A 24,244-nucleotide genomic window follows, 5' to 3' on the forward strand; every position below is an offset into this window, starting at 1 on the left:
TTGCGCCACCCAGTTGACTTAAATGGCCGTTCGGCAAAGTTATGCCTTTGGCTTTCGGTGCATCGGCCAGGCGCGGTATTCGAAGGGCACGCGGCCCTCGATCCGGTCCTGACTGGGCGGTAAGCCAAAACGATCTTTGTAGGACCGGCTGAAATGAACTTGGCTGGCAAAGCCCGACGCCATCGCGACCTGAGCGATTGGCAGCTCGGTCTGCGTTACCAACCCGCGCGCCCGATCCAGCCGAATATCGCGATAATAAAGCGCCGGGGTCTTCTTTATGTAGGTCGCAAACAGCCGATCAAGTTGGCGATGTGAGATACCGGCCAGATCGCAGATTTCAGGAATGGGCAGGGGGTCTTCCAGGTGGGCCTCCATCACCTGAATTGCCGTTTTCAGTGTCGCTGGTACCAGAGTTCCCAACGGCTCGCTGCCTTCGGGCTGCTGCATGGCCGCAGGTCCCCGCAACCGGTCGTGAAAGACGTACCGAGCGGCTGCGTTTGCCAGCGCACTGCCATGGATTCCCTGAACGATCTGCAGCGCGAAATCCACCGACGCCGAACCGCCGCAGCACGTGATCCGGTTTCCGTCCAGAGCATATAGATTCTCGACCACTTCAATTTCCGGATAAAGCTCCTGAAACGCGTCGATATGTTCATAGTGAACTGTTGCGCGCCGCCCCTTCAACAATCCGGCCTGAGCCAGCACAAATGCGCCTGTGTCCAGCGCACCCAAAGTTGCCCCTGATCGCGCCCATTGGCGCAGCGTGCTGCCAAGGCGGTCGGTCATGTGCTTTTCCGGGTTCCAACTGGTTGAGACAATGGCGATGTCGGGCTGTATGGGCTTAAGATCGCTCAGCGCCTGCGTTTCAACGCCAACACCGTTGCTGGATACGCAAACCCCGCCGGGTTCCGAAACGATTTGCCATTTGAAGTAGACCCGACCATCCAGATAGTTAGCGGCCCGAAAGGGGTCGATGAAGTCCATCGTGGCCGCCATGTTGAAACTGGGCGTGACGATGATGAAAAGGTCGGTCGTGGGCTGAGTCGTTTCAACCATGTCCGAATGACCTCGCTTGTCGCCTCTCAAGTTTAGAGAAAGCGATTTGAGCGCAAGACACAAGAACGGCGCGACTCGTACGTTGGTGAAACATCACAAAAGGCGAGGATTTGGTAGGCCCGGCAGGACTTGAACCCGCAACCAAAGCGTTATGAGCGCTCTGCTCTAACCAATTGAGCTACAGGCCCGCCATGGAGCTTTGACTACCACGGTGAACAGCCGCGTCAAGCCTGACCGTTGCAACATGTCGCACAATCGACTAACCCGCGCGAGAACCATTCATAAGGGGCTGGCCATGACGACGGGCAAGAACGGAATCACCTATGCCGATGCAGGCGTTGATATTGATGCGGGCAACGCTCTGGTCGACCGGATCAAGCCTGCGGCCAAGCGGACCAACCGCTCTGGCGTGATGAGCGGGCTGGGCGGATTTGGTGCCCTGTTCGATCTGAAGGATGCCGGGTATCAGGATCCGATTCTGGTTGGCGCGACTGATGGTGTGGGCACCAAACTGCGGATCGCCATCGACACTGGCGTGGTTGACGGCGTTGGCATCGATCTGGTGGCGATGTGTGTAAACGACTTGATCTGTCAGGGGGCTGAGCCTCTGTTCTTCCTGGACTATTTCGCCACCGGTAAGCTCGACACCGACACCGCAGCGCGGATCATTGAAGGCATTGCCGAGGGTTGTGTGCAGTCCGGTTGCGCCCTGATCGGCGGAGAGACGGCCGAGATGCCCGGCATGTACCCCGATGGTGATTTCGATCTGGCCGGGTTCTCGGTCGGCGCGATGGAGCGGGGCACGCATTTGCCTGCCGACGTGCAGCAGGGCGATGTTCTGTTAGGTCTGGCCTCGAACGGGGTGCATTCCAACGGCTATTCGCTGGTGCGCAAACTTGTTGAAATGTCGGGCCTTGGCTGGGATGCGGCGTCGCCCTTTGGTGAGGGTACTCTGGGTGAGGCGCTGCTGACGCCTACGCGCTTGTACGTAAAGCAGGCGCTGCAGGCGATCCGGGCAGGGGGTGTGCATGCGCTGGCCCATATCACCGGAGGCGGCTTGACCGAGAACCTGCCGCGCGTTCTGCCCAAAGGGCTGGGGGCCGAGATTGACCTGAACGCGTGGGACTTGCCGCCAGTCTTCCGCTGGATGGCCGAAACCGGTGGCATCGCCGAGGCCGAGATGCTGAAGACCTTCAACTGCGGCATTGGCATGATCGTCGTCTGTGCCGAAGACCGCGCCGACGAATTGGCCGTGCTGCTGGCTGAGGCTGGTGAAACGGTTTCGCGTCTCGGCACCGTCACCGATACGCCGGGTATGGCCTATTCGGGCAAATTGCTGTGAGCAACAAGCGTGTCGCCATCCTGATTTCTGGGGGTGGGTCCAACATGGTGTCGTTGGTCGACGGCATGGTCGGCGACCACCCGGCACGTCCTTGTTTGGTGCTGTCAAATGACGCCGAGGCGGGCGGGCTGAAAAAGGCCGCCGAGCGCGGCATTCAGACGGCCGCGGTCGATCACCGCCCGTTCAAGGGTGACCGCGCGGCCTTTGAGGCCGAGTTGCTGAAGCCGCTGGAGGCGGCGCAACCGGACATCGTTTGCCTTGCAGGGTTTATGCGGGTTTTGACAGGTGATTTCGTCTCGCACTTTCAGGGCCGCATGCTGAACATCCATCCGTCACTGCTGCCGAAATACAAAGGTCTCAACACTCATGCTCGCGCGTTAGAGGCCGGGGATGCAGAGCATGGATGTTCGGTTCACGAGGTTACGGCAGCGCTGGATGACGGCCCTATTCTGGGGCAGGCGCGGGTGAACATCAAACCTGACGACACGCCCGGCGCATTGGCCGCACGAGTGTTGGTTTGGGAACATAAACTCTACCCCGCAGTGTTGCGCCGTTACGCCAGTGGGGATCGGACTCCGGTGTTGCTGCCTTGAACGTCTCGGGGTGATTTACACGTGCGTCATAATCGGCCTATGGTCTGCACTACGGCTGGGTACGGATGAGATGATCAGCCAAAGAAAACAAGAGCAAGAACAGCACGGCGCATGAAAACCCTGACAACGACGCAAGAGCTGGCCGATTTCTGCAAGGCCGCCGCGGAATACGACTATGTTACAGTAGACACCGAGTTTCTGCGCGAAAGAACCTACTATTCGAAACTCTGTCTGGTTCAGTTGGCCGTCCCATCCGACGACGAAGACAGCGCCGTATTGGTCGATCCGCTGGCTGATGGTTTGTCGCTGGACCCGCTATACGAACTGTTCGGTAATGAAAACGTAGTAAAGGTCTTTCACGCCGCGCGTCAGGACCTTGAGATTTTCTGGGTCGAAGCAGAGGTATTCCCCAAGCCGCTATTCGATACGCAGGTGGCGGCAATGGTCTGCGGGTTTGGTGAACAGGTCGGATATGAGACGCTGGTGCGTAAGATCTGCAAGCAGGGAGTCGACAAGACCTCTCGCTTTACGGATTGGTCCCGGCGACCTCTGTCCGAGGCGCAAAAGACTTACGCCTTGGCCGATGTAACCCACCTTCGTCAGATCTACGAATTCCTGGCCGCGCAACTGATTAAGACTCAGCGCAGCCATTGGGTGGCCGAGGAACTGCAGACGCTGACGCAGCCCGGAACCTATGATATTCGCCCCGAGGACGCGTGGAAACGCGTGAAAACCAGGACAAACTCGGGCAAGTTTCTGGCCGTGGTGCGGGAGCTTGCGCAATTCCGCGAGGCTTATGCGCAGAAAAACAACGTCCCGCGCAGCCGGGTTTTCAAGGACGACGCGCTGATTGAGTTGGCCTCGACCAAACCCAAATCCCCGTCCGATCTGGGCGGATCGCGCTTGTTGCTACGCGAGGCGCGGAGGGGCGCGATTGCCGATGGTATTTTGGCAGCGGTGCAAAAAGGGGTGAACTGCCCTGCCGATCAGTTGCCAAGCGTCGATAACAGTAGGGACAAGCTAAAGGTAAACCCTGCGCTGGCCGATTTGCTGCGTGTGCTGCTTAAATCCAAAACCGAAAGCTCAGGCGTGGCCGCCAAGCTGATCGCCACCAGTTCCGAACTGGACCAGATTGCCGCAGGAGAGCGCGAGCTGCCTGCCATGTCAGGCTGGCGGTTCGAGGTGTTCGGTGAGGATGCCCTGAAACTCTGTGAGGGCAAGATCGCACTGGCCGCCAAGGGCCAAAACGTCAAAGTAGTAGCGCTTTAAAGCCGACTATCGGCGCCGCGATTCCAGAGCGTTCTGTTGCCCTACAACTCGTACCAATCGAGTATTCTGCAGGTCTTCGCGGCTAACATTGATGGCGTCTGAAACCATGCGAGAGCGCTCGGTTCCCTGATTGGTAGCTCTTTCGGGGTATGTCACCCGGAAGGTGAACTCTAGAACGCCGTTCTTTTGATTTTCTTCACTTTCAACGCGCACAAGCTGCGCGTCATAAGCCCCTTGCCGGGATGCGGTGCCGGCCGAATACACAATTGCCCCGTATGGTGTGGGATCAATGCGGAGTTCATCAATCTTGGCGATTGGAACACTCGTGTCGGGGGCCTCTGATCCTGCAAACAGGCCCCGGCGCTCCTTGTCTTGCGGAACAAGTGCATTGGGGTCATTTGCTGACACTGCAACCGGAGCAGCCGGTGCGCTGGAACCAAACCAGTTGGACGGATTGACCCGAGACTCGCTCCAGCCACTGCAAGCGGACAGGGGCAGGGTGGCAACCAATAGAACAGTAAATGATTTTTTCATGGTCTCCACGTCCAGTGCAGTAATTCCAGCAATGGGTTACCGTAAATTCTGAAGCTTGAAAAGCCACACTGGGGGGTGGACAGGCATTGATGGGAGGCATAGGTCACAATTGTAATCGCAACAAAAGGACCGCCGCAAATGGCAACGCCTGCCTTTGAAGAAATCGTTGAGGATTTCGAGTTTCTCGAGGATTGGGAAGACCGGTACCGTCATGTCATCGATCAGGGCAAGGCGATGGACCCGCTGGACGACGCGTTGAAAGTACCGGCCACGAAGGTTCATGGCTGCGCTAGCCAGGTTTGGCTACACCCGATCATCGAAGGCGGGGTTTTCCGGTTCGATGGTGACAGCGACGCGTTGATCGTTCGCGGTCTAATCGCGGTGTTGCGGTCGCTGTATAACGGGTTGCCCGTCAGCGAGGTTCCGAAGGTCGACGCTGGCGGAGAACTAGCAAGGCTGGGATTGAATGATCACTTGTCGGCGCAACGCTCGAACGGGCTGCGGTCCATGATCGAACGTATCCGCGAAGTCGCGCAAGAAAACGCCTGACACGGATCAGGTGTTTGGATTGCGGGTCGCCCATTCCGTCAATGTCGTTTCAAGATCGCCATAACCGGTAAAGCGGCGTTCGAACTCTAAACCCATTTTCTCGGCACAGTCGCGGGCGCGGGACGTGAGTTCCGGGTCGTCGATTTGCGCCTGATAGACCAGCTTGGTGTAATTGCCAAAATACATATCACGCAGTTCGGGATGGCGATCCAGGCCAAGGGGTTTCCAGACAAAGGCGTCGAACTGCCGGGCTAGGAAATCGGTCAAGTAAAACGCAGTGGTTTCATCGTCGCCCCTTGCCTCAAAGGCCTGATTCCCTTCGAAAAAGGAATAACAATGCGGGCCTTTGACCATCTCAACACCAAGTTCCGCGCAGGCTTTCTCAAGTAAGCCACCGGTGCCGCAATCTGCGTACACGACATAAATCTGGTCATAGTCATTGCGGTTCTTGGCAATGGCGTCCTGAACCGCTTGCGTGATCTTTTCCGGGTGAATATGGAGGATCGCGGGCAGGCAGGTCAGCGCCATGTGATCCCAGCCGTTCCGGCGCTTCAGATCCAGTATTTCGCGCGCCAAAGCACCACACGCCAGCAGCAGGATTTGTCCTTGTGCGCCGGTTTCGTAGCCCTTTGTTGTGAGGCTCGCATCGTCTGGCAATTTTTCCTGCTGCATTTGATGTCCTCTCGGAAACTGTACGGCAACCTATCAACAAAAAAGGCCGCCCGAAAACCGGACGGCCCATGAACTTATTGTTCGTCTGATCAGCCGGCCAGTTGGTTGTGCTTGCGTGAGACGAAATCCTTGGCCGTTTCAACTGCCACGGCCGCGTCACGGCAATATGCGTCTGCGCCGATGGCTTTGCCGAATTCTTCATTCAGCGGCGCTCCGCCTACCAGTACGATATAGTCGTCGCGCTTGCCTTGTTCGACAAGTGTGTCGATCACGACTTTCATGTACGGCATGGTTGTGGTCAGCAGGGCCGACATGCCCAGAATGTCAGGCTCTTCGGTCTCAAGCGCTTCCAGATAGTTTTCAACCGGGTTGTTGATGCCGATATCGACAACTTCGAAGCCAGCGCCTTCCATCATCATCGACACAAGGTTCTTGCCGATGTCGTGGATGTCGCCTTTGACAGTGCCGATGACCATCTTACCGACGCGCGGGGCACCGGTTTCAGCCAACAGAGGCTTAAGGATCGACATCCCGCCTTTCATGGCGTTCGCGGCCAGCAGAACTTCGGGCACGAACAGGATACCGTCGCGGAAGTCGTGGCCAACGATGGTCATACCACCGACCAGAGCCTTGGTCAGAATGTCGTAGGGGGTCCATCCGCGTTCCAGCAGGATGTTCACACCTTCTTCGATTTCTTCTTTCAGGCCGTCATAAAGATCGTCGAACATCTGTTCGACAAGTTCGTCGTCATTTAGTTCGGACAGGACGATGTCTTCTTCATCGGACATGGGGCAATTCCCTGAGCTGTGCGGACCATAGGCCCGTGGTGGCATTTTTTTCGTTTTTGGCCAAAACGCCGCAGCTTGACTGTGACGATTGCGACCTCAGTGGTTTCGGGACCGACCTATACGTCAGATTTTCACTCCACACGACAGAATTTTCTGCATGATGATCCTGCAATCCTCTCAACGGTTTGCATTTGGTAAATCCTGCAGCAAACCTCTGAAATTTCATGAGACGCTTGCCTGAACGTGTCGTAATCTTTATACCTCAAGAGGGAACAAAAAGAGAACAGACATGGGTGCACCGCATATCCGGGGCCGGGGAGCCGCCACAAATGTCACAGGACGGTTCGAACAATTCGAGACCGTTTCTTGCGATGATGGTTGGGATATAGAAGAGGACCTCCCAACATTGCGGACTGATGTTCGCGATGAGGTCGCACGCAGCCTGATTACCTATAACCGCTCGCCTGATCTGCCGTTTGACCGTTCGATCAATCCGTATCGTGGGTGTGAGCACGGTTGCGTCTACTGTTTTGCGCGCCCGTCTCATGCGTACCTCGGGCTATCTCCCGGATTGGATTTTGAAACGAGATTGATCGCGCGACCGAACGCGGCGGACGTCCTGCGCAAAGAGTTGTCCAGCAAGTCTTACAAAGTGGCTACGATTGCGCTGGGAACCAATACTGACCCGTATCAACCGGTTGAGAAGGTTCGTGAAATCACCCGCAATTGTCTGATGGCGCTGCAAGATTTCAATCACCCCATCGGGATTGTCACCAAAGGGGCGCTGATTGAAAGGGATTTGGATATTCTGGCCTCAATGGCCCAAAAGGGACTGGTGCGGGTGGGGATTTCGCTGACCACACTGGATGCCGATTTGTCCCGTCGAATGGAGCCGCGCGCACCATCGCCCCAGCGTCGATTGACCATCATTCGCCGCCTGACAAGGGCGGGGGTGCCAGTGCGGGTAATGACCTCTCCGGTGGTGCCGGGCTTAACAGATCATGAGCTGGAACAGTTGCTGGAAGCGGGCCGCGAAGCTGGGGCCGATGCCGCCAGCTGGATCATGCTGCGCCTTCCACGTGAAGTGTCCGAGCTGTGGCAGGACTGGCTGAAAGATCACGAACCCGCGCGGGCCGAAAAGATCATGTCCAAACTGCGCGAGATGCATGGGGGCGGGGACTATGACCCGCGTTGGGGCCATCGCATGCGGGGTGAGGGGGAATATGCAGGGCTTATCGCCAAGCGATTCAATTTGGCGGTGAAACGGCTGGGTCTCGCAACAAAAACACCACCGCTGCGATGTGACCTGTTTCAAAGGCCTGCTCAGGTTGGTGATCAGTTAAGGCTAATATAAAAAGCCCCGGACGTTGGTCCGGGGCTTTCGCATTCAATCTCAGCGTTTTTCGATATCAACGTAGTCGCGCATGGTCTCGCCCAGATACAGCTGGCGCGGACGGCCGATCTTGTTTTGCGGATCTGCGATCATCTCTTTCCACTGGCTGACCCAGCCAACGGTCCGCGACAGCGCAAAGATCGGAGTGAACATCGAGGTTGGGAAGCCCATCGCCTCGAGGATGATGCCCGAATAGAAGTCGACGTTCGGGAACAGCTTCTTCTCGGCGAAATAGGGATCTTCCAGCGCTTCGCGCTCCAGTTCCTTAGCGACCTGCAATTTCGGATTGTCTTCGATACCCAGCAGGTCCAGCACCTCGTCGGCGGACTGCTTCATAACCTTGGCGCGCGGGTCAAAGTTCTTATAGACGCGGTGGCCGAAGCCCATCAGACGGAACGGATCGTTCTTGTCTTTGGCGCGGGCGATGTATTCGGGGATGCGATCCACCGACCCGATTTCCTCCAGCATTTCCAAGCAGGCTTGGTTCGCACCACCGTGGGCCGGACCCCACAGGCAAGCGATGCCAGCCGCGATACAGGCGAATGGGTTCGCGCCCGAGGAAGACGCCAGACGCACGGTCGAGGTCGAGGCGTTCTGCTCGTGATCCGCATGCAGGGTAAAGATACGGTCCATCGCGCGGCTTAGGATCGGGTTGACTTCATATTCCTCGGCTGGAACGCTGAAGCACATACGCAGGAAGTTCGACGCATAGTCCAGATCGTTACGCGGATAAACGAAGGGCTGACCGGTGTGGTACTTATAGGCCCATGCCGCGATGGTCGGCATCTTTGCGATCAGGCGGTGCGAGGCGATCTCGCGCTGACGCGGGTCCGAGATATCGGTCGAGTCGTGATAGAATGCGGACATGGCACCAACCACACCCACCATAATCGCCATTGGATGCGCGTCACGGCGGAAGCCACGGTAGAAATACTGCATCTGCTCGTGCAGCATTGTGTGGCGGGTGATGGTGGTTTCGAACTTTTCCAGGTCCTTGGCAGCAGGCAACTCTCCGTACAGCAGCAGGTAGCAGACTTCGAGGAAGTGCGATTTTTCTGCAAGTTGATCGATCGGATACCCACGGTGCAGCAGCTCACCCTTTTCACCGTCGATGTAAGTGATGGTGCTGTCGCAGCTTGCGGTGGACGTAAAGCCCGGATCATAGGTAAACACGCCTGCCTGGCCGTACAGTTTGCGAATGTCGATGACATCCGGACCAGCAGTTGGCGAGTGAACCGGCAACTCATATGTTTCGCCATGTACGGTGAGAGTGGCTGATTTATTGTTGTCGGTCATCTTTGTCCCTTCTTCGTTCATGCGCGCACCAAGCGAGTGATCGGTAACGCGGTCTCCGGTCATGCACCAATGTGCCGACCGGTCGTAGCGGAGCAGCGTTACCTGAATATGAAGTCAGGATTAGTTTGCTGCGTCGGAAAGCCGCGCCAAGGTTTCATCGCGCCCCAGCACAAGCATCATGTCAAAGACTGAAGGGGTCACAGCGCGACCTGCCAGCGCCGCCCTAAGTGGGCCGGCAAGCTTGCCGAACTTAACGCCCTGCGCCTCAGCGAAGGCATTAAGGGCTTCCTCCAGTTCGTTCCGCGTCCAGCTAGCATTTTGCACGTGCGGCGTCAATTCTTTCAGTATACCGTCGGATACAGATTGCAGGGCTTTAGCTGCTTTTTCATCCGGTTCGATCGGCCGTGACGCGAGTACAAAGTGTGCTTTTTCAAGCAATTCCGGGAATGTGCGGGCGCGATCTTTCAAGCAAAACATCGCGCGCTCCAAATCACCGGATTGTGTCTGGGTGAGAGCGGGACGCTCTGCCGCAGCCAGGTAGGCTTCGATTTCTTGCCGCAACGCAGCGTCATCTGAAATTGCGATATGCTGGCCGCAGAGATTCTCGAGCTTTTTCAAGTCGAAACGGGCCGGACTTTTGCCGATTCCGTTCAGATCGAACCACTCTTTGGCTTGCTCGTCGGTAAAGAACTCATCGTCCCCGTGGCTCCAGCCCAGACGGGCCAGATAGTTCCTCATACCGGCAGCCGGATAGCCCATCGCCTGATATTCCTGCGCACCCAAGGCTCCGTGACGTTTCGACAGTTTCTTGCCGTCGGGGCCGTGAATAAGCGGGATATGCGCCCAAACCGGAACGTCCCAGCCCATCGCTTCATAGATCATCATCTGACGTGCGGCGTTATTCAGGTGGTCGTCACCCCGGATCACGTGTGTCACGCCCATGTCGTGATCGTCCACCACCACTGCCAGCATATAGACCGGAGTGCCATCCGAACGCAGCAGGATCATGTCGTCCAACTGATCATTACGGATGGTCACATCCCCCTGCACCTGATCGCAGATCACAGTCGTGCCATCCTGCGGGGCCATGATGCGGATCACAAACGGCTCATCTGGGTGCGTTGCAGCGTCGGCGTCTCGCCACGGGCTGCGGAAGAGGGTTGATTTACCTTCGGAACGAGCCTGCTCGCGGAACGCCGCGATTTCGTCTTGCGACGAGAAGCACTTGTACGCCTTGCCTTCGGCCAGCAGCTGATGTGCAACTTCGGCGTGACGCGCCGCGCCCTCGAATTGGCTGATCACGTCGCCATCGTGATCCAATCCAAGCCACTCCATCCCTTGAAGAATGGCTGCCGTTGCTTCAGGCGTTGAACGCTCGCGGTCGGTGTCTTCGATCCGCAGCAGAAATTTACCCCCACGACCACGGGCATAAAGCCAGTTGAACAGCGCAGTGCGCGCGCCGCCGATATGCAGAAAGCCAGTGGGAGAGGGGGCAAAACGGGTGACGACCTGATCGGACATTGTGTGGATTAACCTTTTGGTAACCGTGTCGGGCTTAGTTTGGCGCCTGTCTAACGAGCCCGAAGGACGGGGGCAACCATGCGTGTTCTGCCACGGGTCGAGGCCGCATTGCTTAACCAGACGGGATATCTGTTCCAATGGTCTCCGATTTTTTTGGCTGTCGGCATCGGCCTGTATTTCAGCCTCCGGTTCGAACCGGGTTGGCAGGTCTATGTCTGCCTTCTGATCGTGGTCGCTGCGCTGGTCTGGGCCGGTCGCAGGTTGCGTTCAGGCTGGGCTGCGTTGGCAATTGGGGGCGCGCTTGTCGCGGCTGGGTTTGTCCTGGCGGGTGCGCGGGCCCACTCGGTCGCAGAGCCGGTCCTGTCATGGCGTTACTACGGCCCTATCGAGGGGAGGGTTGTAGCCCTGGATCGGTCTGCGTCGGATGCGCTGCGGGTGACGCTGGACCGGGTACGTATAGGGGATGTGCCCGAAGACCGCCGGCCGCAGCGCGTCCGGCTTTCTTTGCACGGCGGAGACGTTTCACTTTCACTGGAGCCGGGCCAAAGGATCATGACCACCGGGCACCTGTCCCCTCCGCAAGGTCCGGTTGAACCCGGAGGATTCGATTTTCGTCGCCATGCATGGTTTCAGCGTCTGGGTGCTGTTGGCTATACCCGGGTGCCGGTCATGACCGTCGCGCCTGCGGATAGGGCGGCCGAAGGGGTGCGTGTCACAGCGTGGCGGATGGCAATTTCGAAACGGGTACGAGAGATCCTTCCCGGAGAGATTGGTGGCTTTGCAGCAGCTGTAACCACTGGTGACCGAAGTGGCATGGGGCAAGAGACGTTAAAGTCGCTAAGGGCGTCGAACCTTGCCCATCTTCTTGCAATCTCCGGCCTTCACATGGGGCTATTGACCGGCTTCGTGTTTCTGGTCTGCCGTATGGGTTTGTCTGCTATTCCCTTCGTCGCTTTAAGAGTGCCAGTTCGCAAACTGGCGGCGGTTTTTGCGCTTGTTGCGGCGGTAATCTATTTGATGTTGTCTGGTGGAAACGTTGCCACAGAACGGGCCTTTGTTATGGCCAGTGTGATGCTGGGGGCCATTCTAATTGACCGTCGTGCCATTTCACTGCGCGTTGTGGCGGTGGCTGCTCTGATCGTTTTGGTGCTGAGGCCCGAATCCTTATTGAGCCCCGGATTTCAGATGTCTTTTGCGGCAACGACGGCTCTGGTTGCCGTGTTTGGATGGCTGCGGGATGTCGGGCCGTTGCCGGGACCAAAATGGCTGAAACCCGTGATGGGATTGTTGTTGTCGTCTGCGATCGCAGGATTGGCGACCGCTCCGATCGGTGCGGCGCATTTTAATACCATGTCTCACTATGGATTGCTGGCCAATATGCTTTCGGTGCCAGTCATGGGCATTGTCGTCGTCCCCGCAGCGTTTACCGCCGCGCTGCTGGCCCCATTCGGGTTAGAGGCGATTGCGTTAAACGTCATGGGGGGGGGGGACTGCAGTGGATCTTGATTGTTTCGGACAAAGTTGCGGGTCTGGATGGCGCACAAGGATACGTTGTCAGCCCACCGCACCATGTCTTGCCGATGTTTGCACTGGGTGCGTTGTGGTTGTCCTTGTGGCGTGGCTGGGCAAAATGGGTTGGTTTGGTACCGGTCGCGGCGGCCTTTTTGATGTGGGGTCAAGGACAGCGGCCTGAGGTGTTGATCGCCGATTCCGGTGGATTGGTTGGCGTCATGACCGAAAGCGGCAGGGCACTGAGTAAAGAAAAAGGTAGTGGATTCATTGCCACTGTTTGGTTGGAGAATGATGGCGATGGCGTCAGTCAGCTCAGTGCTGCCGATCGGTGGCCAGACCAAATGGGCACGCTTCGGCGCTACGTGTGGCGCGGAAAGGAGCTGGTGCACATCACTGGTAAACGAGCTGCTCAGGGGTTTTCCGAATGCCACAAGAACCAGATAATCGTTTCATCAATTGCTCTGGACCTGGTCGGCGACTGTGGCCTGTTTGATCCTGAACGACTGAAAGAAACCGGAAGCCTCGCCTTGTCAAAAGGGCAGGTGACAACCAGCAGGGAAACAACGGGCCACCGCCTATGGTCGCCGGAACTAGCCAGAGATCGCCGATAAAACGCGCTTAGTAGCTGCGTATCAAACCGACCAGTCGCCCCTGAACCTTGACTTTGTCTTCGGGCAGAACGCGGGTCTCATAAGCAGGATTGGCCGCTTCAAGCGCGATGGCATTGCCGCGCCGGAAAAAGCGTTTCAGCGTAGCCTCCTGATCTTCGACCAATGCCACAACGATGTCGCCGTTATCCGCCACTCTGGTTTCGCGAATGACCACGACATCGCCATCATTAATGCCGGCGTCGATCATCGAATCTCCGCGCACCTCAAGCGCGTAGTGATCGCCTTTGCCCGAGACCATGCTGCCGGGCACGGCAACGCGATGGGATTCGTGGCTTATGGCCTCGATTGGCACGCCAGCTGCAATACGCCCCATTACGGGCAGTTCCAGAGCATCCACCGAGACGGGTTCAAAGTTCGCCGGACGCGGACCTTCGGGTCTGTCGCCTTCGATCACGCGAGGTTTGAAAGCGGCGGTAGGTTCACCTCCAAGGCTTTCAGGCAACTTCACGATTTCAATTGCGCGTGCGCGGTGGGCTAGGCGGCGGATAAAGCCACGTTCCTCCAACGCGGTGATCAGCCGGTGGATACCGGATTTGGAGCGCAAATCCAGCGCGGCCTTCATTTCGTCGAAACTGGGCGGAACACCGTCCGCCTGAACGCGTTTGTGGATGAATTCCAACAAATCCAACTGTTTCTTGGTCAGCATTGCTCACACCTCGTCGGTCATGCGTTTTCTTTTGTTCTACGCATGTTCACGTTTTGTGTCAACGGATTTGCGGAGCACCTAAATCGGAAGGTACAGAACTTCATCCCCCGCAGGGCGTGCCGGATCATGCGGTTCGCGCACCAGCAGTGCGTTGGCTTCGGCCAGTACGCTTAGTAACGAGCTATCCTGATCCGCACAGGCCCGGATTCCGTCTGTGCCCAATACAGCTCGCATGTAATGTTCGCGTGGACCGTTTTTGCCAATCGGCTCGGCCAACTGGGCACGTTGGAAAGAGGGCAACGTTTGATCAACACCCAGCATCCTTCGCAGCATCGGCACCAAGAACAGATACCCGCAAACCATTGCACTTACAGGATTCCCCGGCAATCCAACCATCGCGGCATTGCCCAGACGACCGGCCATCAGAGGTTTTCCGGGGCGCATTCGGATCTTGTAGAACGACCGTTCCATTCCCAACCCCTGCGAAACGTCAGCGACCAGATCGTATTCTCCTACAGATGCGCCGCCGACGGTGACCACCAAATCGGCGCCTTGGGCCAATCCGAAGGCGGTTTCCAGCGATGCGACCGTGTCGCGCGCAATCGGAAGGATACGAACCTGAGCCCCCGCATTTTCGAGCATGGCTTTCAAGCCGAAGGTGTTGGACGCGATTATCTGGTCCGGCCCCGGGGTTTCACCGGGCATAACCAGTTCATCTCCGGTCGAGATGAGCGCGACCACAGGCTTGCGGGTCACCGGCGCTATGGGGATATTCATGGCCGCCATCAGGGCGATGTCTTCGGGGCGCAACCGGCGCGGTGCGGTGATCTTTGTCCCGGCGGTAAAATCGACACCCGCTGGACGTATATTTGATTTTGTGCCGGGGTCGTCAGCAATTGTCAGAAGGTCACCGCGACGCTCTGTGTCCTCTTGAATCACTACAAAATCAGCCCCTTCAGGAACCGGCGCGCCGGTGAAGATACGGACCGCTTGCCCTGCGCCGACGCTGCCATCGAACCGACGACCGGCGGCGGACTCACCAATGACCTTGAACATCGCATGCAGTTCGACCTCGGTCGATTTCAGGGCATAGCCGTCCATTGATGAGGCCGCAAACGGAGGTTGGTCGCGGGTTGCGCTTACGTCTTGCGCCAGCACTCGCCCAGTGGCCTCAGGGAGCGGAACCGCTTCAGCCTCTAGCGGAGAAACGAGATCAAAAAGCAGCGCCCGGGCGTCTTCGACGGTGATCATTTCGCCTCGTAACGTCCAGATTTACCACCATCTTTCAGCAGAACGCGAACGCCGCCGATTTCCATGGCCTTATCAACAGCCTTGGTCATGTCATAAACGGTCAGCGCCGCGGTCGAAGCTGCGGTCAGCGCCTCCATCTCAACCCCGGTCTGACCCGAGGTCTTGACGGTTGCTTCAATCTGAACGCCCGGCAATTCCGGGTCCAGCGTCAATTCGACCGCAACCTTTGTAACCGGCAGCGGGTGGCATAGCGGGATCAGATCCGGCGTCTTTTTGGCACCCATGATACCTGCCAGACGTGCAACGCCCAGAACATCACCCTTCTTGGCGCGACCTTCTGAAATCAAATCAAAGGTTTCCTGAGTCATCTTGATGTGCGCTGCCGCGACAGCCACTCGATCAGTCACGGCCTTGTCCGAGACATCAACCATATGCGCTTGGCCTTGCGCATCAAAATGGGTCAGCGGCATTACATTACTCCGGGGATCAGAGGGTTTGACAGCAGGTGCCGCGTGGCAGCCGTAACGTCATCCTGACGCATCAGGCTTTCACCGATCAGGAAGCAGCGCGCGCCGTAGCGAGCAATATCAGCCAAGTCTTCGGACGTACTCAGGCCGCTTTCACACACGATAGTCCGGTCGCCCGGTACCAGTTTCGACAACCGGCGCGTAGTATCAAGCAATGTCTCGAAGGTCTTGAGATTGCGGTTGTTTATCCCGATCAGTGGGCTTTTCAGCTTGGTCGCGCGATCCAGTTCAGCCTCGTCATGAACCTCGATCAGAACGTCCATACCCCAGTCAAACGCGGTCTGCTCCAGCTCAGCCGCCTGAGCGTCTTCGACCGAGGCCATGATGATCAATATGCAATCGGCCCCCAATGCGCGTGCCTCGACCACCTGATAAGGGTCATACATGAAATCCTTGCGCAGAGCTGGCAACGAGGTCGCCGCACGGGCGGCGGTCAGATACTCCTTGGCGCCCTGAAAGCTGGGTGTGTCGGTCAGCACGGACAAGCACGCTGCGCCGCCTTCTTCATAGGCTTTTGCCAGAACCGGCGGATCAAAGTCCGGGCGGATCAGACCCTTTGACGGGCTGGCCTTCTTGACCTCAGCGATCAAGCCATAGCCGCGCCGGGTTGCCTTTTGCAGCGCCTCGGCAAAGCCGCGAACTTCTGGTGCGAACCTCGCTTCACTTTCCAAAATGTCCAGCGATCTCTCGGCCTTGTCTGCGGCAACTTCTTCCAGCTTATAGGCTTTGATCTTGTCCAGTACCGTCTCGGTCATGCGGCCTCCTGAGTCATTCGGGCCAGTGCCGCGATTTTTTCTTTTGCTTTTCCACTGTCGATGCTTTCGACGGCTTTGGCGACGCCTTCGCGTAGATCCGCGGCGGCGTCAGCAACCACCAGCGCCGCAGCCGAGTTCAGCAAAACTGCGTCGCGATAGGCCGAGGGCTTACCGTCCAGCAACGCGCGAAACGCTACGGCGTTTTCTTCAGGCGTACCCCCGATGATGTGCTCGAACGGATGAACCGGCAAGCCTGCGTCTTCGGGGTGAAGCTCGACCTCTTTGACGATACCGTCTTCCAGCGCGGCGACCCAGCTGATGCCGGTGATGGTCAGTTCATCAGTGCCGTCCGATCCATGGACCAGCCATGCGCGGTCCGAGCCAAGCAAGCCCAGCGTTTCCGCCATCGGGCGGATCAGGTCACGGCTGAACGCGCCGGTTAATTGGCGTTTGACACCGGCCGGGTTGGTGAGCGGGCCGAGGATGTTAAAAATTGTACGAGTTCCCAGTTCTTGCCGGGACGGCATAACATGGGCAATGGCGGGGTGATGCATCGGGGCCATCATGAACCCGATTCCAACCTCTTTCAAAGCCTTTTCAACGACTTCCGGGCCGACCATCACGTTAATTCCAAGCTGCCCCAGAGCATCCGCTGCGCCGGACTTGGAGCTGAGATTGCGGTTTCCATGCTTTGCGACAGTGACGCCAGCACCAGCAACCACAAAGGCTGTGGCGGTAGAGATATTCAGCGTGCCCTTGCCGTCACCGCCGGTGCCAACGATATCCATCGCACCGGCAGGCGCTGTCACGGCGTTACACTTGGCCCGCATCACGGCAGCGGCAGCGGCGTATTCTTCGACGGTTTCGCCACGGGTGCGCATGGCCATCAGCAGTCCGCCAATCTGGCTGGGCGTGGCCTCACCTTCGAACAGAATGCCGAAGGCCTGTTCGGCCTCGGCGCGGGTCAGAGGCCGGTCGGCGGCAGCCCCGATCAATGGTTTCAGAGCGTCGCTCATGCAGGAACTTTCATCTCGGACAGGAAATTCTTGAGCAGAGCGTGGCCGTGCTCGGAGGCGATGGATTCCGGGTGGAACTGGACGCCATGAATGGGAAGCTCTTTGTGTTGAAGACCCATGATGGTGCCGTCTTCCAATTCGGCTGTGATTTCAAGACAGTCGGGCAGGGTGTTCGGGTCGACAACCAGCGAATGATAGCGCGTTGCTTCAAATGGAGTGGGCAGCCCAGCGAAAACGCCTTTGCCAGTGTGGTGCATAGTGCCCATCTTGCCATGCACAATCTCGTGGCAGCGGATCACGTCGCCTCCAAAAGCTTGTCCAATGGTCTGGTGTCCCAAACATACCCCCATCAGTGGCGTCTTTGTCTCGGCGGCCGCTTCGGTCAGGGCAAGGCAGATACCGGCCTGATCCGGGTCACAAGGGCCGGGGCTTAGAAGTATCCCAGAGGGGTTCATGGCCATGGCTTCCTGAACATCCAAGGCATCATTCCGCCGAATGACCATTTCGGCGCCAAGTTCGCCTAAATAATGTACCAGATTGTAGGTAAACGAGTCGTAGTTGTCGATCAGCAGCAGCATTTGGGCACTTGTCTCGGCTTGGGCATTTGGGACTGGCGATGCAGCCCCGAGCCACGGTATAATGTCGGAACATACATGCTCAGGCTTGCGCGGCAGCGTCAAGGGGACATCCCGATCTTGATGCTCTGGTAAGCAAATGCCGCAACAGACGGCGAGAATGTGATCGAAGCAGAGCCAGTACGAGAGGCAAAAAGGTATGGGCGGATTTGTCAGCGGATTGATCGTGGGAACGATCGTCGTCCTTGCGTTAGCGGCAGTATTGTCGCTGAACACTCCCCTGACGAACAAACCTGACGTGGCGATCTCGGCGCCGGAACCGGCAGTTGTCGAGGCTCCGGACGTGGCGTCAGCTTCCACTAAGGCGATCGGTGATAGTGACGTGCTTGATTTGCCTCCGGCGGAGCCGGAATCTCATACAGAGCAGTCGGATACGCTCGCTGAATTGACGGATGTCGAGGTTGAACCAGACGCGCAACCACAAGTACAGGATGCCTCGGTAAAAGTCCAAGCGCCCGAGGCTCCTGGGGCAGCACCGGTTAGCGTGATGACCGAGGCACCGATTGCACCGCAGTCTCCGCCGCTGGTGCAGGCTTCGCCGAACACTGAAAGCCTTCCAGACGTGTCGCTGGAGGCGCCTGCCGTACAGGCCAAGCCAGAAACCGACGAGGCTGCGCCTATAGCTGAACCCAGCACTCAGGAAACCGAGGCAAACCCGTTCGAAGACAGTCCGATTGCTGTAGAGGGGGACGAAGATACCGCTCCGCGCGACTTGCCCCGGATCGCTTCGGTGCCACAGATCGGCACTGATGGTGATTCACCCGTAGCATCAAGCATTGGAAAGCGCGTGGTGCCTTTGACCGAGCGCGACGATGCCGCTCAGGCAAATTCAACTGACGCGGGGTTGGTCGTTCCAGGGAAACCTATCGAAGCCTTCGCGGCAGACTTCGATAACCCCGAAGCGAAGCCATTGATGTCGATCATTCTGATTGATGACGAGGGGGCCTATGGCGCCGAAGCGCTGCACGACTTCCCCTATCCGCTTAGTTTTGCCGTTAGCCCTTCGGACCCTGAGGCCGCTGAAAAGATGGCACGTCACCGTGAGGCCGGGTTTGAAGTTTTGGCCTTGGCCGACCTTCCCGAAGCTGCCAGCGCACAGGATGCTGAGGTGTCGCTGGCCGTCTGGTTTGATACTTTGCCTGAAACGGTAGGTATCCTTGAGGGGGTGGAAACAGGCATTCAGGGCAACCGCAAACTGGCTGATCAGGTGGCTGCGATTGCCGCTGGCACCGGTAGGGGTCTGATCACTCAGGATAACGGTTTGAACACCGTGCAAAAGCTGGCTGCGCGAAATGGCGTACCATCCGGCGTGATCTTCCGTGACATCGATGGAGCCCGTCAGGATCCTAAGATCATGCGCCGCTTTTTGGACCAAGCAGCGTTCCGCGCTGGCCAAGAGGGGACCGTGGTGATGTTGGGGCGGTTGCGCCCAGACACAATCTCGGCCCTGTTGCTGTGGGGGCTGGAAGATCGCGGCAACCGTGTCGCAATGGCCCCGATTTCCGCAGTGATGATGAAAGAAGTTCAGTAAGGTCTGAACTGGGAAAGCGGCCGACCCATCAGGTCAGCCGCTTTTTTATGAGTTGCCCGAACCCGTAAACCGCGCCGCATCGGCCGCGGCCCGCCGGATGGCGTTCGATTTGTGAACGGTCTCCATATATTCGTACTCGGGGTCACTGTCGTAGACGACGCCGCCACCGGCCTGAATATACAGCTTTTGATCCTTCACGATGGCCGTGCGCAGGGCGATGCACATGTCCATGTCGCCACCCGCGCTGAAATATCCGACACCGCCGCCATAGACGCCGCGCTTTTCGGGCTCCAACTCGTCGATGATCTCCATCGCTCGCACCTTGGGCGCGCCCGAGACGGTGCCTGCAGGCATCCCGGCAAAGAAGGCATCCAACGCGTCTTTGTCTTCGGCCAGTTCTCCGACCACGTTCGACACGATGTGCATCACATGGCTGTAGCGTTCGATGATGAACTCTTCGGTGGGGCGGACAGTGCCGATCTTGGCGACACGGCCGGTATCATTGCGACCCAGATCCAGCAGCATCAGGTGCTCGGCCAGCTCTTTCTTGTCGGCCAGCAGGTCAATCTCGTTCGCTTTGTCTTCTTCGGGTGTCGCACCGCGCGGACGGGTGCCTGCAATTGGGCGGATCGTCACCTCATCGCCGAACACACGCACCAGAATTTCGGGGCTGGCTCCCACGACCTGAAAACCGCCAAAGTTAAAATAGAACATAAACGGCGACGGGTTGGTGCGGCGCAGAGAACGATAGAGCGCGAAGGGCGGCTGCGGAAAATCCTGCGTCCAGCGCTGTGCAGGGACGACCTGAAAAATGTCTCCTGCACGGATGTATTCCTTGGCTTTCTCAACCGCTTCCATATAGCCGGATTTGGTGAAGTTCGACACCGGCGGTGCAACCTCGGACGCATCGCCCAAATCGCGGGTTTCGGCGGGCATGGCGCGTTCCAAATCGCGGACGGCGTCCATCACACGTTCAGCAGCCTGCGCATAGGCGGCCTTGGCCGACTGCCCCTCGGCGATCCAAGCGGGAGAGACAACAGTAACCTCGCCCTTAACGCCGTCCAAGACGGCGATCACCGAGGGCCGCAGCATGATCGCGTCGGGCAGGTCCAGCGGATCAGGGTTTACGTCCGGCAGATATTCGACCAACCGCACCATGTCGTAACCCAGATAGCCAAACAACCCCGCTGCGGCCTGCGGCAGATCGTCGGGCAACTCGATGCGGCTTTCGGCCAGCAGCGCCCGCAGGTTATCCATCGGATTGCCGTCCTGGGCCGAGAATGCCTCGGCATCAAACCGGGCGGATCGGTTCAGCTCGGACGTTTCCCCCCGGCAACGCCAGATCAGGTCCGGCTTCATCCCGATGATCGAATACCGTCCGCGCACCTCTCCACCGGTTACGGATTCAAGCATGAAGGCGTCTTTCTGAGCGCCCGTCAGCTTGAGCATCAAGGAGACAGGCGTATCCAAATCCGCCGCCAAACGGGTGTAAACGACCTGATTTTCACCTGCCTCATAAGCGCGGGCGAAGCTGTCAAACTCGGGGGTCAGGGCCATTTTCGGTCTCTTTTAATAGCTTGACTGAACGGCATTCAGCGCGCGCTGATCAATAACGGGACGCGCGCGTGTCTGCGCGTCGCGCACATAGACGTCGAAGATGTTTTGGGCCAGTGCCTGGTTCAACTGAGCTTCCAACGCTGCCTGAGCTTGGCGCAGTTCGTCCGTTTCGGCCGGGGGCAACTCTTCGTCCAATCGAACAATAAAGGCGGTGCCATCACCGGGCACGACGCGCAGTTCACCGGGTTCCATCTCAAACACCTGAACCATGAAGTCAGCGGGCACGTCATCCAAAAACGCTGTACGGGTCAGGGCGTTTTCCACACGGAACGGCAATCCGGTTGCGGTGAAATCACCATCCGCGTTCAACTGATCAAGCACAGAATTGGCCTGTTCTTCCAGCGCCTTTCCGGTTTCAGCCTGTGTCCACGCTGCGGCCACGCGATCGCGGGCGGATTCCAGGGGCTCGGGCCGCTGAGGAAGCACTTCGTTCAAGCGCAGAGCAAAGATCGAACCGTCTTCCAGAAAACCAACCTCGGGGAAGTCGCCTTCGTTCACCGCTTCGGCGGCTGTGCGGAAGCCATCATATGCGGCAACGCCGTCGTCGCTTTGACGGGTCCAGTCGATTTGGCCGAGTTCCATCTCGGTCTCACCTGCCAGCTCTTCCAGCGTTGCGCCACCGGCCAGCAAATCGTCAATGTCTTCGGCTTGCGCTTCGATCTGACGACGGGCGCGATCAGCGGCCAGTTCCTCACGCAGGGCCGGGGCCGCATCTTCGAACGGAGTGTTGTTTTCCGCCAGAGAGCCGTTGATGCGAAACAAGGCGGGGCCAAAGGTCGAAGGCAGCGGGCCTACCACAGTGTCCAGATCGGCAGCAAAAACAGCTTCGGCAGCCTCGCCAAGGTCATCACGCGTCACATCGCCAAGGTCGATATCGCTGAGCTCAAGCCCACGATCCCGCACCAGTTGTTCGAAAGAGGCACCGCCAGCCTCAAGCTGGGCCTTTGCAGTCTCGGCTGCTTCTTGGTTCGGGTAGGTCAGGCGTTCCACCAAACGGCGTTCGGGCTGATAGAACTCGGCAGCGCGTTGATCATAAAGGCGACGTGCCGAGTCCTCGTCAACCTCGACACTGTCCAGCAACATGTCGGGTGACAGGATGGCATAGGTCAGTTGTTTCGTGCGGGGCAGGGTGAACTGATCCTGGTTCTCGTCGTAAAAAGCCTGAACTTGTTCATCTGTTGGTTCAGCTACTGGCGTAGCCAAAGCATCTGGCCCAACCGTCGCCACAGTAAAACTGCGGCGTGCGCCAACATAGTCGGTCAACACCTGTGTCAGGGTCGAGGGCATTTCGACCCCACTGACAACAGCGTTCTGCACGATGGTACGCGAGGTTTCCTTGCGCAGGTCCGATTCGAACTCGGTATCTGTCATGCCAACCTGATCCAACTGAAACTGATAGGCTTCGCGGTCGAAGGTTCCATTGACGCCCTGAAAGGCCGGAATGGCGACAATTTCCTTTTGCAGGTTCTCGTCGCCGATAGATATGCCCAGCTCACCCACTTCATTGTCCAGCGCGGCCAGAGCGGTCAGGCGCGACAGAGCCAGTTGGTCCAGCCCGAACTCATGCGCCTGCGAGATTTGCAGGGGCTGACCGGTTTGTTGTTCCACAGCACGGATTTCGCGTTGCAGTTCACGGACATATTCGTTGATCGAGATATCCTCGTTACCGACCTGCGCAACGGTGCGCACGGTGCCGGTCAGGCTGGTAGCGCCAAAGCCAGCAAGGCCCAGCATCAATAGGCCCATGAGAATCCAGACAAAGGTCTTCGATAGGTTTTTCATGCCTGCGGCCATGGTGCCCTCTTATTCTTTGGCAAAACTGCCCTGTCGGTTGCGGCCCTGAATACGACGCGGGCGACCGGGGGGCAAGCTCAGAAGGATAGTGCTTGAAGCCGTTCGAACAACTGCGCGATTCCTGCCCGGTCGAGATTGGCAAACGCCACGCGAACCTGACGTTTTCCGGCAGGGTCACCTTCGGGCATGAACATCGTACCGGGCAGCACCAGAACGCCGGCCTCAGACACCATGCGGCGGGCCAGTTCGTCTGATGGCATGTCGTATGGATGCTCGAAATAAGCGAAATACGCGCCCAGCCCAAGCAAGCGCCAACCCTTGTCGGTCACGTTTGGCAAATGTTCCTGAATCGCAGCGCGTCGGTCCAAGATTTCATCGCGTTCACCGGCCACCCATTGTGACAGATGCTGCATCCCCCAAAGGGCCGAAAACTGTCCAATCTGGCTGGGGCAAATTGCGACCGTGTCGAGGAACTTCTCGATTTCGGCAAGCAAATCGGCCCCGCTCGCGATCGCGCCGACGCGGTGACCAGTCAAGCGGTAGGCTTTGGAAAAGGAATAGAGGTGGACCAGCGTCTCATCCCAACCCGGTTGCTGGAATAGATCATGCGGGGGGCCGCTGCGGCTGTCGAAGTCGCGATAAGTTTCGTCTACCAACAGTCGCAATCCGGTTTCGCGAGCGAGGTCGTAGAAAGCGCGGACTAGTTCAGCAGGGTATTCAACACCGCCGGGATTGTTCGGCGTCACCAGAGCAATGGCGCGGGTCTTGGCTGTGATGAGGGCGCGGGCCGCATCAACATCAGGTAACAGGTCATCGCCGGTTTTCAGGTCAACTGCGCGAACGCCCGCCATATCCAACCACATTTTATGGTTGAAATACCATGGAGTCGGCAGGATGACTTCATCCCCTTCATCGGTGATGGCCGAGATGGTTGCCGCAAATGCCTGATTGCACCCCGAGGTGATCGCAACCTGATCCGCAACGATTGTGGCGTCATAGTGCTGGCCGATCTGAGCCGCTAGTGCTGAGCGTAAGTCCGGGTTACCCAAAACCGGCCCGTACAAATGCGCCTGATCTTCGGTCACGGCAAAATCGGCCATGGCCTGACGCAGGGCCAGAGGCGGTGGGTCGACCGGAGCGGCCTGACTGACATTAATCAGAGGGCGGTCTTCTGGGAAAACCACGCCTTCCAGCCAACGCCGCGCCTCCATCACCGGAGGGGCGAAGGTTGCGGCGGTGCGGGTCCGTGTCATGCGTGGTCCTAAATGCTTGAAGG

At 58.0% G+C, this 24,244-nt stretch carries 23 protein-coding genes and 1 tRNA gene; 8 read left to right on the top strand and 16 right to left on the bottom strand.

Features of this window, described 5'->3' with window-relative positions; all coding sequences use genetic code 11:
* Window positions 1–39: 39 nt before the first annotated feature.
* Both ACR0LN_RS04925 and ACR0LN_RS04930 read right to left on the bottom strand, forming a co-directional pair.
* Window positions 40–1,056: a GlxA family transcriptional regulator gene (locus tag ACR0LN_RS04925; RefSeq protein WP_480428134.1), complete on the bottom strand. Its 1,017-nt coding sequence runs from the start codon at window positions 1,054–1,056 to the stop codon at window positions 40–42.
* A gap of 111 nt (window positions 1,057–1,167) precedes the next feature.
* A tRNA-Ile gene (locus tag ACR0LN_RS04930) sits at window positions 1,168–1,244 on the bottom strand.
* 107 nt (window positions 1,245–1,351) lie between these two features.
* Here ACR0LN_RS04930 and purM point away from each other — a divergent pair.
* From purM to rnd, 3 genes are all read left to right on the top strand, one after another.
* The gene (gene purM / locus ACR0LN_RS04935; protein WP_480428135.1) at window positions 1,352–2,398 is read left to right on the top strand and encodes a phosphoribosylformylglycinamidine cyclo-ligase; all 1,047 of its coding nucleotides are present in this window, start codon (window positions 1,352–1,354) and stop codon (window positions 2,396–2,398) included.
* Window positions 2,395–2,991, top strand: a complete 597-nt coding sequence (gene purN / locus ACR0LN_RS04940; RefSeq protein WP_480428136.1) for a phosphoribosylglycinamide formyltransferase — start codon at window positions 2,395–2,397, stop codon at window positions 2,989–2,991. The genes purM and purN overlap by 4 nt, the downstream gene beginning before the upstream one ends.
* Window positions 2,992–3,102: 111 nt before the next feature.
* Entirely contained in the window at window positions 3,103–4,260 is a 1,158-nt protein-coding gene (gene rnd, locus ACR0LN_RS04945) for a ribonuclease D (RefSeq protein WP_480428137.1), read from the top strand.
* 6 nt (window positions 4,261–4,266) lie between these two features.
* On the opposite strand, the gene ACR0LN_RS04950 is transcribed toward rnd, so the two are convergent.
* A complete protein-coding gene (locus ACR0LN_RS04950; RefSeq protein ID WP_480428139.1) occupies window positions 4,267–4,794 on the bottom strand; it encodes a hypothetical protein in 528 nt (175 codons plus the stop codon).
* Between the two features lie 138 nt (window positions 4,795–4,932).
* Here ACR0LN_RS04950 and ACR0LN_RS04955 point away from each other — a divergent pair, with 138 nt between their 5' ends.
* A complete protein-coding gene (locus ACR0LN_RS04955) occupies window positions 4,933–5,343 on the top strand; it encodes a SufE family protein (protein WP_480428140.1) in 411 nt (136 codons plus the stop codon).
* A 6-nt stretch (window positions 5,344–5,349) separates the two neighbouring features.
* Here the strand turns inward: ACR0LN_RS04955 and ACR0LN_RS04960 are convergent, their stop codons facing one another.
* Together ACR0LN_RS04960 and ACR0LN_RS04965 are read right to left on the bottom strand one after the other, a co-directional pair.
* Window positions 5,350–6,015 carry a DUF1638 domain-containing protein gene (locus ACR0LN_RS04960; protein WP_480428141.1) on the bottom strand — a complete coding sequence of 222 codons (666 nt, stop codon included), beginning with the start codon at window positions 6,013–6,015 and terminating at the stop codon, window positions 5,350–5,352.
* Window positions 6,016–6,104: 89 nt separating this feature from the next.
* Window positions 6,105–6,803 carry a corrinoid protein gene (locus tag ACR0LN_RS04965; RefSeq protein ID WP_480428143.1) on the bottom strand — a complete coding sequence of 233 codons (699 nt, stop codon included), beginning with the start codon at window positions 6,801–6,803 and terminating at the stop codon, window positions 6,105–6,107.
* 289 nt (window positions 6,804–7,092) lie between these two features.
* Here ACR0LN_RS04965 and ACR0LN_RS04970 point away from each other — a divergent pair, with 289 nt between their 5' ends.
* Window positions 7,093–8,157: a PA0069 family radical SAM protein gene (locus tag ACR0LN_RS04970; protein WP_480428145.1), complete on the top strand. Its 1,065-nt coding sequence runs from the start codon at window positions 7,093–7,095 to the stop codon at window positions 8,155–8,157.
* A gap of 39 nt (window positions 8,158–8,196) precedes the next feature.
* Here ACR0LN_RS04970 and gltA read toward each other — a convergent pair whose 3' ends face one another.
* Together gltA and gltX are read right to left on the bottom strand one after the other, a co-directional pair.
* The gene (gene gltA / locus ACR0LN_RS04975; RefSeq protein WP_480428364.1) at window positions 8,197–9,492 is read right to left on the bottom strand and encodes a citrate synthase; all 1,296 of its coding nucleotides are present in this window, start codon (window positions 9,490–9,492) and stop codon (window positions 8,197–8,199) included.
* A 120-nt stretch (window positions 9,493–9,612) separates the two neighbouring features.
* Window positions 9,613–11,013 (bottom strand): glutamate--tRNA ligase, encoded by a 1,401-nt coding sequence (gene gltX / locus ACR0LN_RS04980; RefSeq protein ID WP_480428146.1) that lies wholly within the window; start codon window positions 11,011–11,013, stop codon window positions 9,613–9,615.
* A 78-nt stretch (window positions 11,014–11,091) separates the two neighbouring features.
* Between gltX and ACR0LN_RS04985 the strand changes: the two genes are divergently transcribed.
* Window positions 11,092–12,519: a ComEC/Rec2 family competence protein gene (locus ACR0LN_RS04985; protein WP_480428147.1), complete on the top strand. Its 1,428-nt coding sequence runs from the start codon at window positions 11,092–11,094 to the stop codon at window positions 12,517–12,519.
* A gap of 188 nt (window positions 12,520–12,707) precedes the next feature.
* Window positions 12,708–13,136: a hypothetical protein gene (locus tag ACR0LN_RS04990; RefSeq protein WP_480428149.1), complete on the top strand. Its 429-nt coding sequence runs from the start codon at window positions 12,708–12,710 to the stop codon at window positions 13,134–13,136.
* 7 nt (window positions 13,137–13,143) lie between these two features.
* Here ACR0LN_RS04990 and lexA read toward each other — a convergent pair whose 3' ends face one another.
* The 6 genes from lexA to ACR0LN_RS05020 all read right to left on the bottom strand — a co-directional run bounded on the left by lexA (window position 13,144) and on the right by ACR0LN_RS05020 (window position 17,969).
* Window positions 13,144–13,842, bottom strand: coding sequence for a transcriptional repressor LexA (gene lexA, locus ACR0LN_RS04995; protein ID WP_480428150.1), 699 nt, complete (start codon window positions 13,840–13,842; stop codon window positions 13,144–13,146).
* A 78-nt stretch (window positions 13,843–13,920) separates the two neighbouring features.
* Window positions 13,921–15,093: a molybdopterin molybdotransferase MoeA gene (locus tag ACR0LN_RS05000; RefSeq protein WP_480428151.1), complete on the bottom strand. Its 1,173-nt coding sequence runs from the start codon at window positions 15,091–15,093 to the stop codon at window positions 13,921–13,923.
* Complete coding sequence (moaC, locus tag ACR0LN_RS05005; protein ID WP_480428153.1) at window positions 15,090–15,563, bottom strand: cyclic pyranopterin monophosphate synthase MoaC; 474 nt, start codon at window positions 15,561–15,563, stop codon at window positions 15,090–15,092. The genes ACR0LN_RS05000 and moaC overlap by 4 nt, the downstream gene beginning before the upstream one ends.
* Window positions 15,563–16,375 (bottom strand): indole-3-glycerol phosphate synthase TrpC, encoded by an 813-nt coding sequence (gene trpC, locus ACR0LN_RS05010; RefSeq protein WP_480428154.1) that lies wholly within the window; start codon window positions 16,373–16,375, stop codon window positions 15,563–15,565. Before trpC ends, moaC begins: the two co-directional genes overlap by 1 nt.
* The gene (gene trpD / locus ACR0LN_RS05015) at window positions 16,372–17,391 is read right to left on the bottom strand and encodes an anthranilate phosphoribosyltransferase (protein ID WP_480428155.1); all 1,020 of its coding nucleotides are present in this window, start codon (window positions 17,389–17,391) and stop codon (window positions 16,372–16,374) included. Before trpD ends, trpC begins: the two co-directional genes overlap by 4 nt.
* The gene (locus ACR0LN_RS05020; protein ID WP_480428365.1) at window positions 17,388–17,969 is read right to left on the bottom strand and encodes an anthranilate synthase component II; all 582 of its coding nucleotides are present in this window, start codon (window positions 17,967–17,969) and stop codon (window positions 17,388–17,390) included. The genes trpD and ACR0LN_RS05020 overlap by 4 nt, the downstream gene beginning before the upstream one ends.
* 196 nt (window positions 17,970–18,165) lie before the next feature.
* Here ACR0LN_RS05020 and ACR0LN_RS05025 point away from each other — a divergent pair, with 196 nt between their 5' ends.
* Window positions 18,166–19,557: a divergent polysaccharide deacetylase family protein gene (locus ACR0LN_RS05025; RefSeq protein ID WP_480428157.1), complete on the top strand. Its 1,392-nt coding sequence runs from the start codon at window positions 18,166–18,168 to the stop codon at window positions 19,555–19,557.
* A 45-nt stretch (window positions 19,558–19,602) separates the two neighbouring features.
* On the opposite strand, the gene trpE is transcribed toward ACR0LN_RS05025, so the two are convergent.
* From trpE to ACR0LN_RS05040, 3 genes are all read right to left on the bottom strand, one after another.
* Window positions 19,603–21,114: an anthranilate synthase component I gene (trpE, locus tag ACR0LN_RS05030; RefSeq protein ID WP_480428158.1), complete on the bottom strand. Its 1,512-nt coding sequence runs from the start codon at window positions 21,112–21,114 to the stop codon at window positions 19,603–19,605.
* A gap of 12 nt (window positions 21,115–21,126) precedes the next feature.
* On the bottom strand, window positions 21,127–22,968 hold the full coding sequence (locus ACR0LN_RS05035) for a peptidyl-prolyl cis-trans isomerase (RefSeq protein ID WP_480428159.1): 1,842 nt from the start codon (window positions 22,966–22,968) through the stop codon (window positions 21,127–21,129).
* Window positions 22,969–23,045: 77 nt separating this feature from the next.
* The gene (locus ACR0LN_RS05040) at window positions 23,046–24,221 is read right to left on the bottom strand and encodes an aminotransferase (RefSeq protein ID WP_480428161.1); all 1,176 of its coding nucleotides are present in this window, start codon (window positions 24,219–24,221) and stop codon (window positions 23,046–23,048) included.
* Window positions 24,222–24,244 lie beyond the last annotated feature (23 nt).

This window comes from Ruegeria sp. AA6, from assembly GCF_056542865.1.

Coding starts and splice junctions, on each gene's coding strand:
- ACR0LN_RS04925 (WP_480428134.1), bottom strand. CDS start 1,056: ATGGTTGAAACGACTCAGCCCACGACCGACCTTTTCATCATCGTCACG.
- purM (WP_480428135.1), top strand. CDS start 1,352: ATGACGACGGGCAAGAACGGAATCACCTATGCCGATGCAGGCGTTGAT.
- rnd (WP_480428137.1), top strand. CDS start 3,103: ATGAAAACCCTGACAACGACGCAAGAGCTGGCCGATTTCTGCAAGGCC.
- ACR0LN_RS04950 (WP_480428139.1), bottom strand. CDS start 4,794: ATGAAAAAATCATTTACTGTTCTATTGGTTGCCACCCTGCCCCTGTCC.
- ACR0LN_RS04955 (WP_480428140.1), top strand. CDS start 4,933: ATGGCAACGCCTGCCTTTGAAGAAATCGTTGAGGATTTCGAGTTTCTC.
- ACR0LN_RS04960 (WP_480428141.1), bottom strand. CDS start 6,015: ATGCAGCAGGAAAAATTGCCAGACGATGCGAGCCTCACAACAAAGGGC.
- ACR0LN_RS04965 (WP_480428143.1), bottom strand. CDS start 6,803: ATGTCCGATGAAGAAGACATCGTCCTGTCCGAACTAAATGACGACGAA.
- ACR0LN_RS04970 (WP_480428145.1), top strand. CDS start 7,093: ATGGGTGCACCGCATATCCGGGGCCGGGGAGCCGCCACAAATGTCACA.
- gltA (WP_480428364.1), bottom strand. CDS start 9,492: ATGACCGACAACAATAAATCAGCCACTCTCACCGTACATGGCGAAACA.
- gltX (WP_480428146.1), bottom strand. CDS start 11,013: ATGTCCGATCAGGTCGTCACCCGTTTTGCCCCCTCTCCCACTGGCTTT.
- ACR0LN_RS04985 (WP_480428147.1), top strand. CDS start 11,092: ATGCGTGTTCTGCCACGGGTCGAGGCCGCATTGCTTAACCAGACGGGA.
- lexA (WP_480428150.1), bottom strand. CDS start 13,842: ATGCTGACCAAGAAACAGTTGGATTTGTTGGAATTCATCCACAAACGC.
- ACR0LN_RS05000 (WP_480428151.1), bottom strand. CDS start 15,093: ATGATCACCGTCGAAGACGCCCGGGCGCTGCTTTTTGATCTCGTTTCT.
- moaC (WP_480428153.1), bottom strand. CDS start 15,563: ATGCCGCTGACCCATTTTGATGCGCAAGGCCAAGCGCATATGGTTGAT.
- trpC (WP_480428154.1), bottom strand. CDS start 16,375: ATGACCGAGACGGTACTGGACAAGATCAAAGCCTATAAGCTGGAAGAA.
- trpD (WP_480428155.1), bottom strand. CDS start 17,391: ATGAGCGACGCTCTGAAACCATTGATCGGGGCTGCCGCCGACCGGCCT.
- ACR0LN_RS05020 (WP_480428365.1), bottom strand. CDS start 17,969: ATGCTGCTGCTGATCGACAACTACGACTCGTTTACCTACAATCTGGTA.
- ACR0LN_RS05025 (WP_480428157.1), top strand. CDS start 18,166: ATGGGCGGATTTGTCAGCGGATTGATCGTGGGAACGATCGTCGTCCTT.
- trpE (WP_480428158.1), bottom strand. CDS start 21,114: ATGGCCCTGACCCCCGAGTTTGACAGCTTCGCCCGCGCTTATGAGGCA.
- ACR0LN_RS05035 (WP_480428159.1), bottom strand. CDS start 22,968: ATGGCCGCAGGCATGAAAAACCTATCGAAGACCTTTGTCTGGATTCTC.
- ACR0LN_RS05040 (WP_480428161.1), bottom strand. CDS start 24,221: ATGACACGGACCCGCACCGCCGCAACCTTCGCCCCTCCGGTGATGGAG.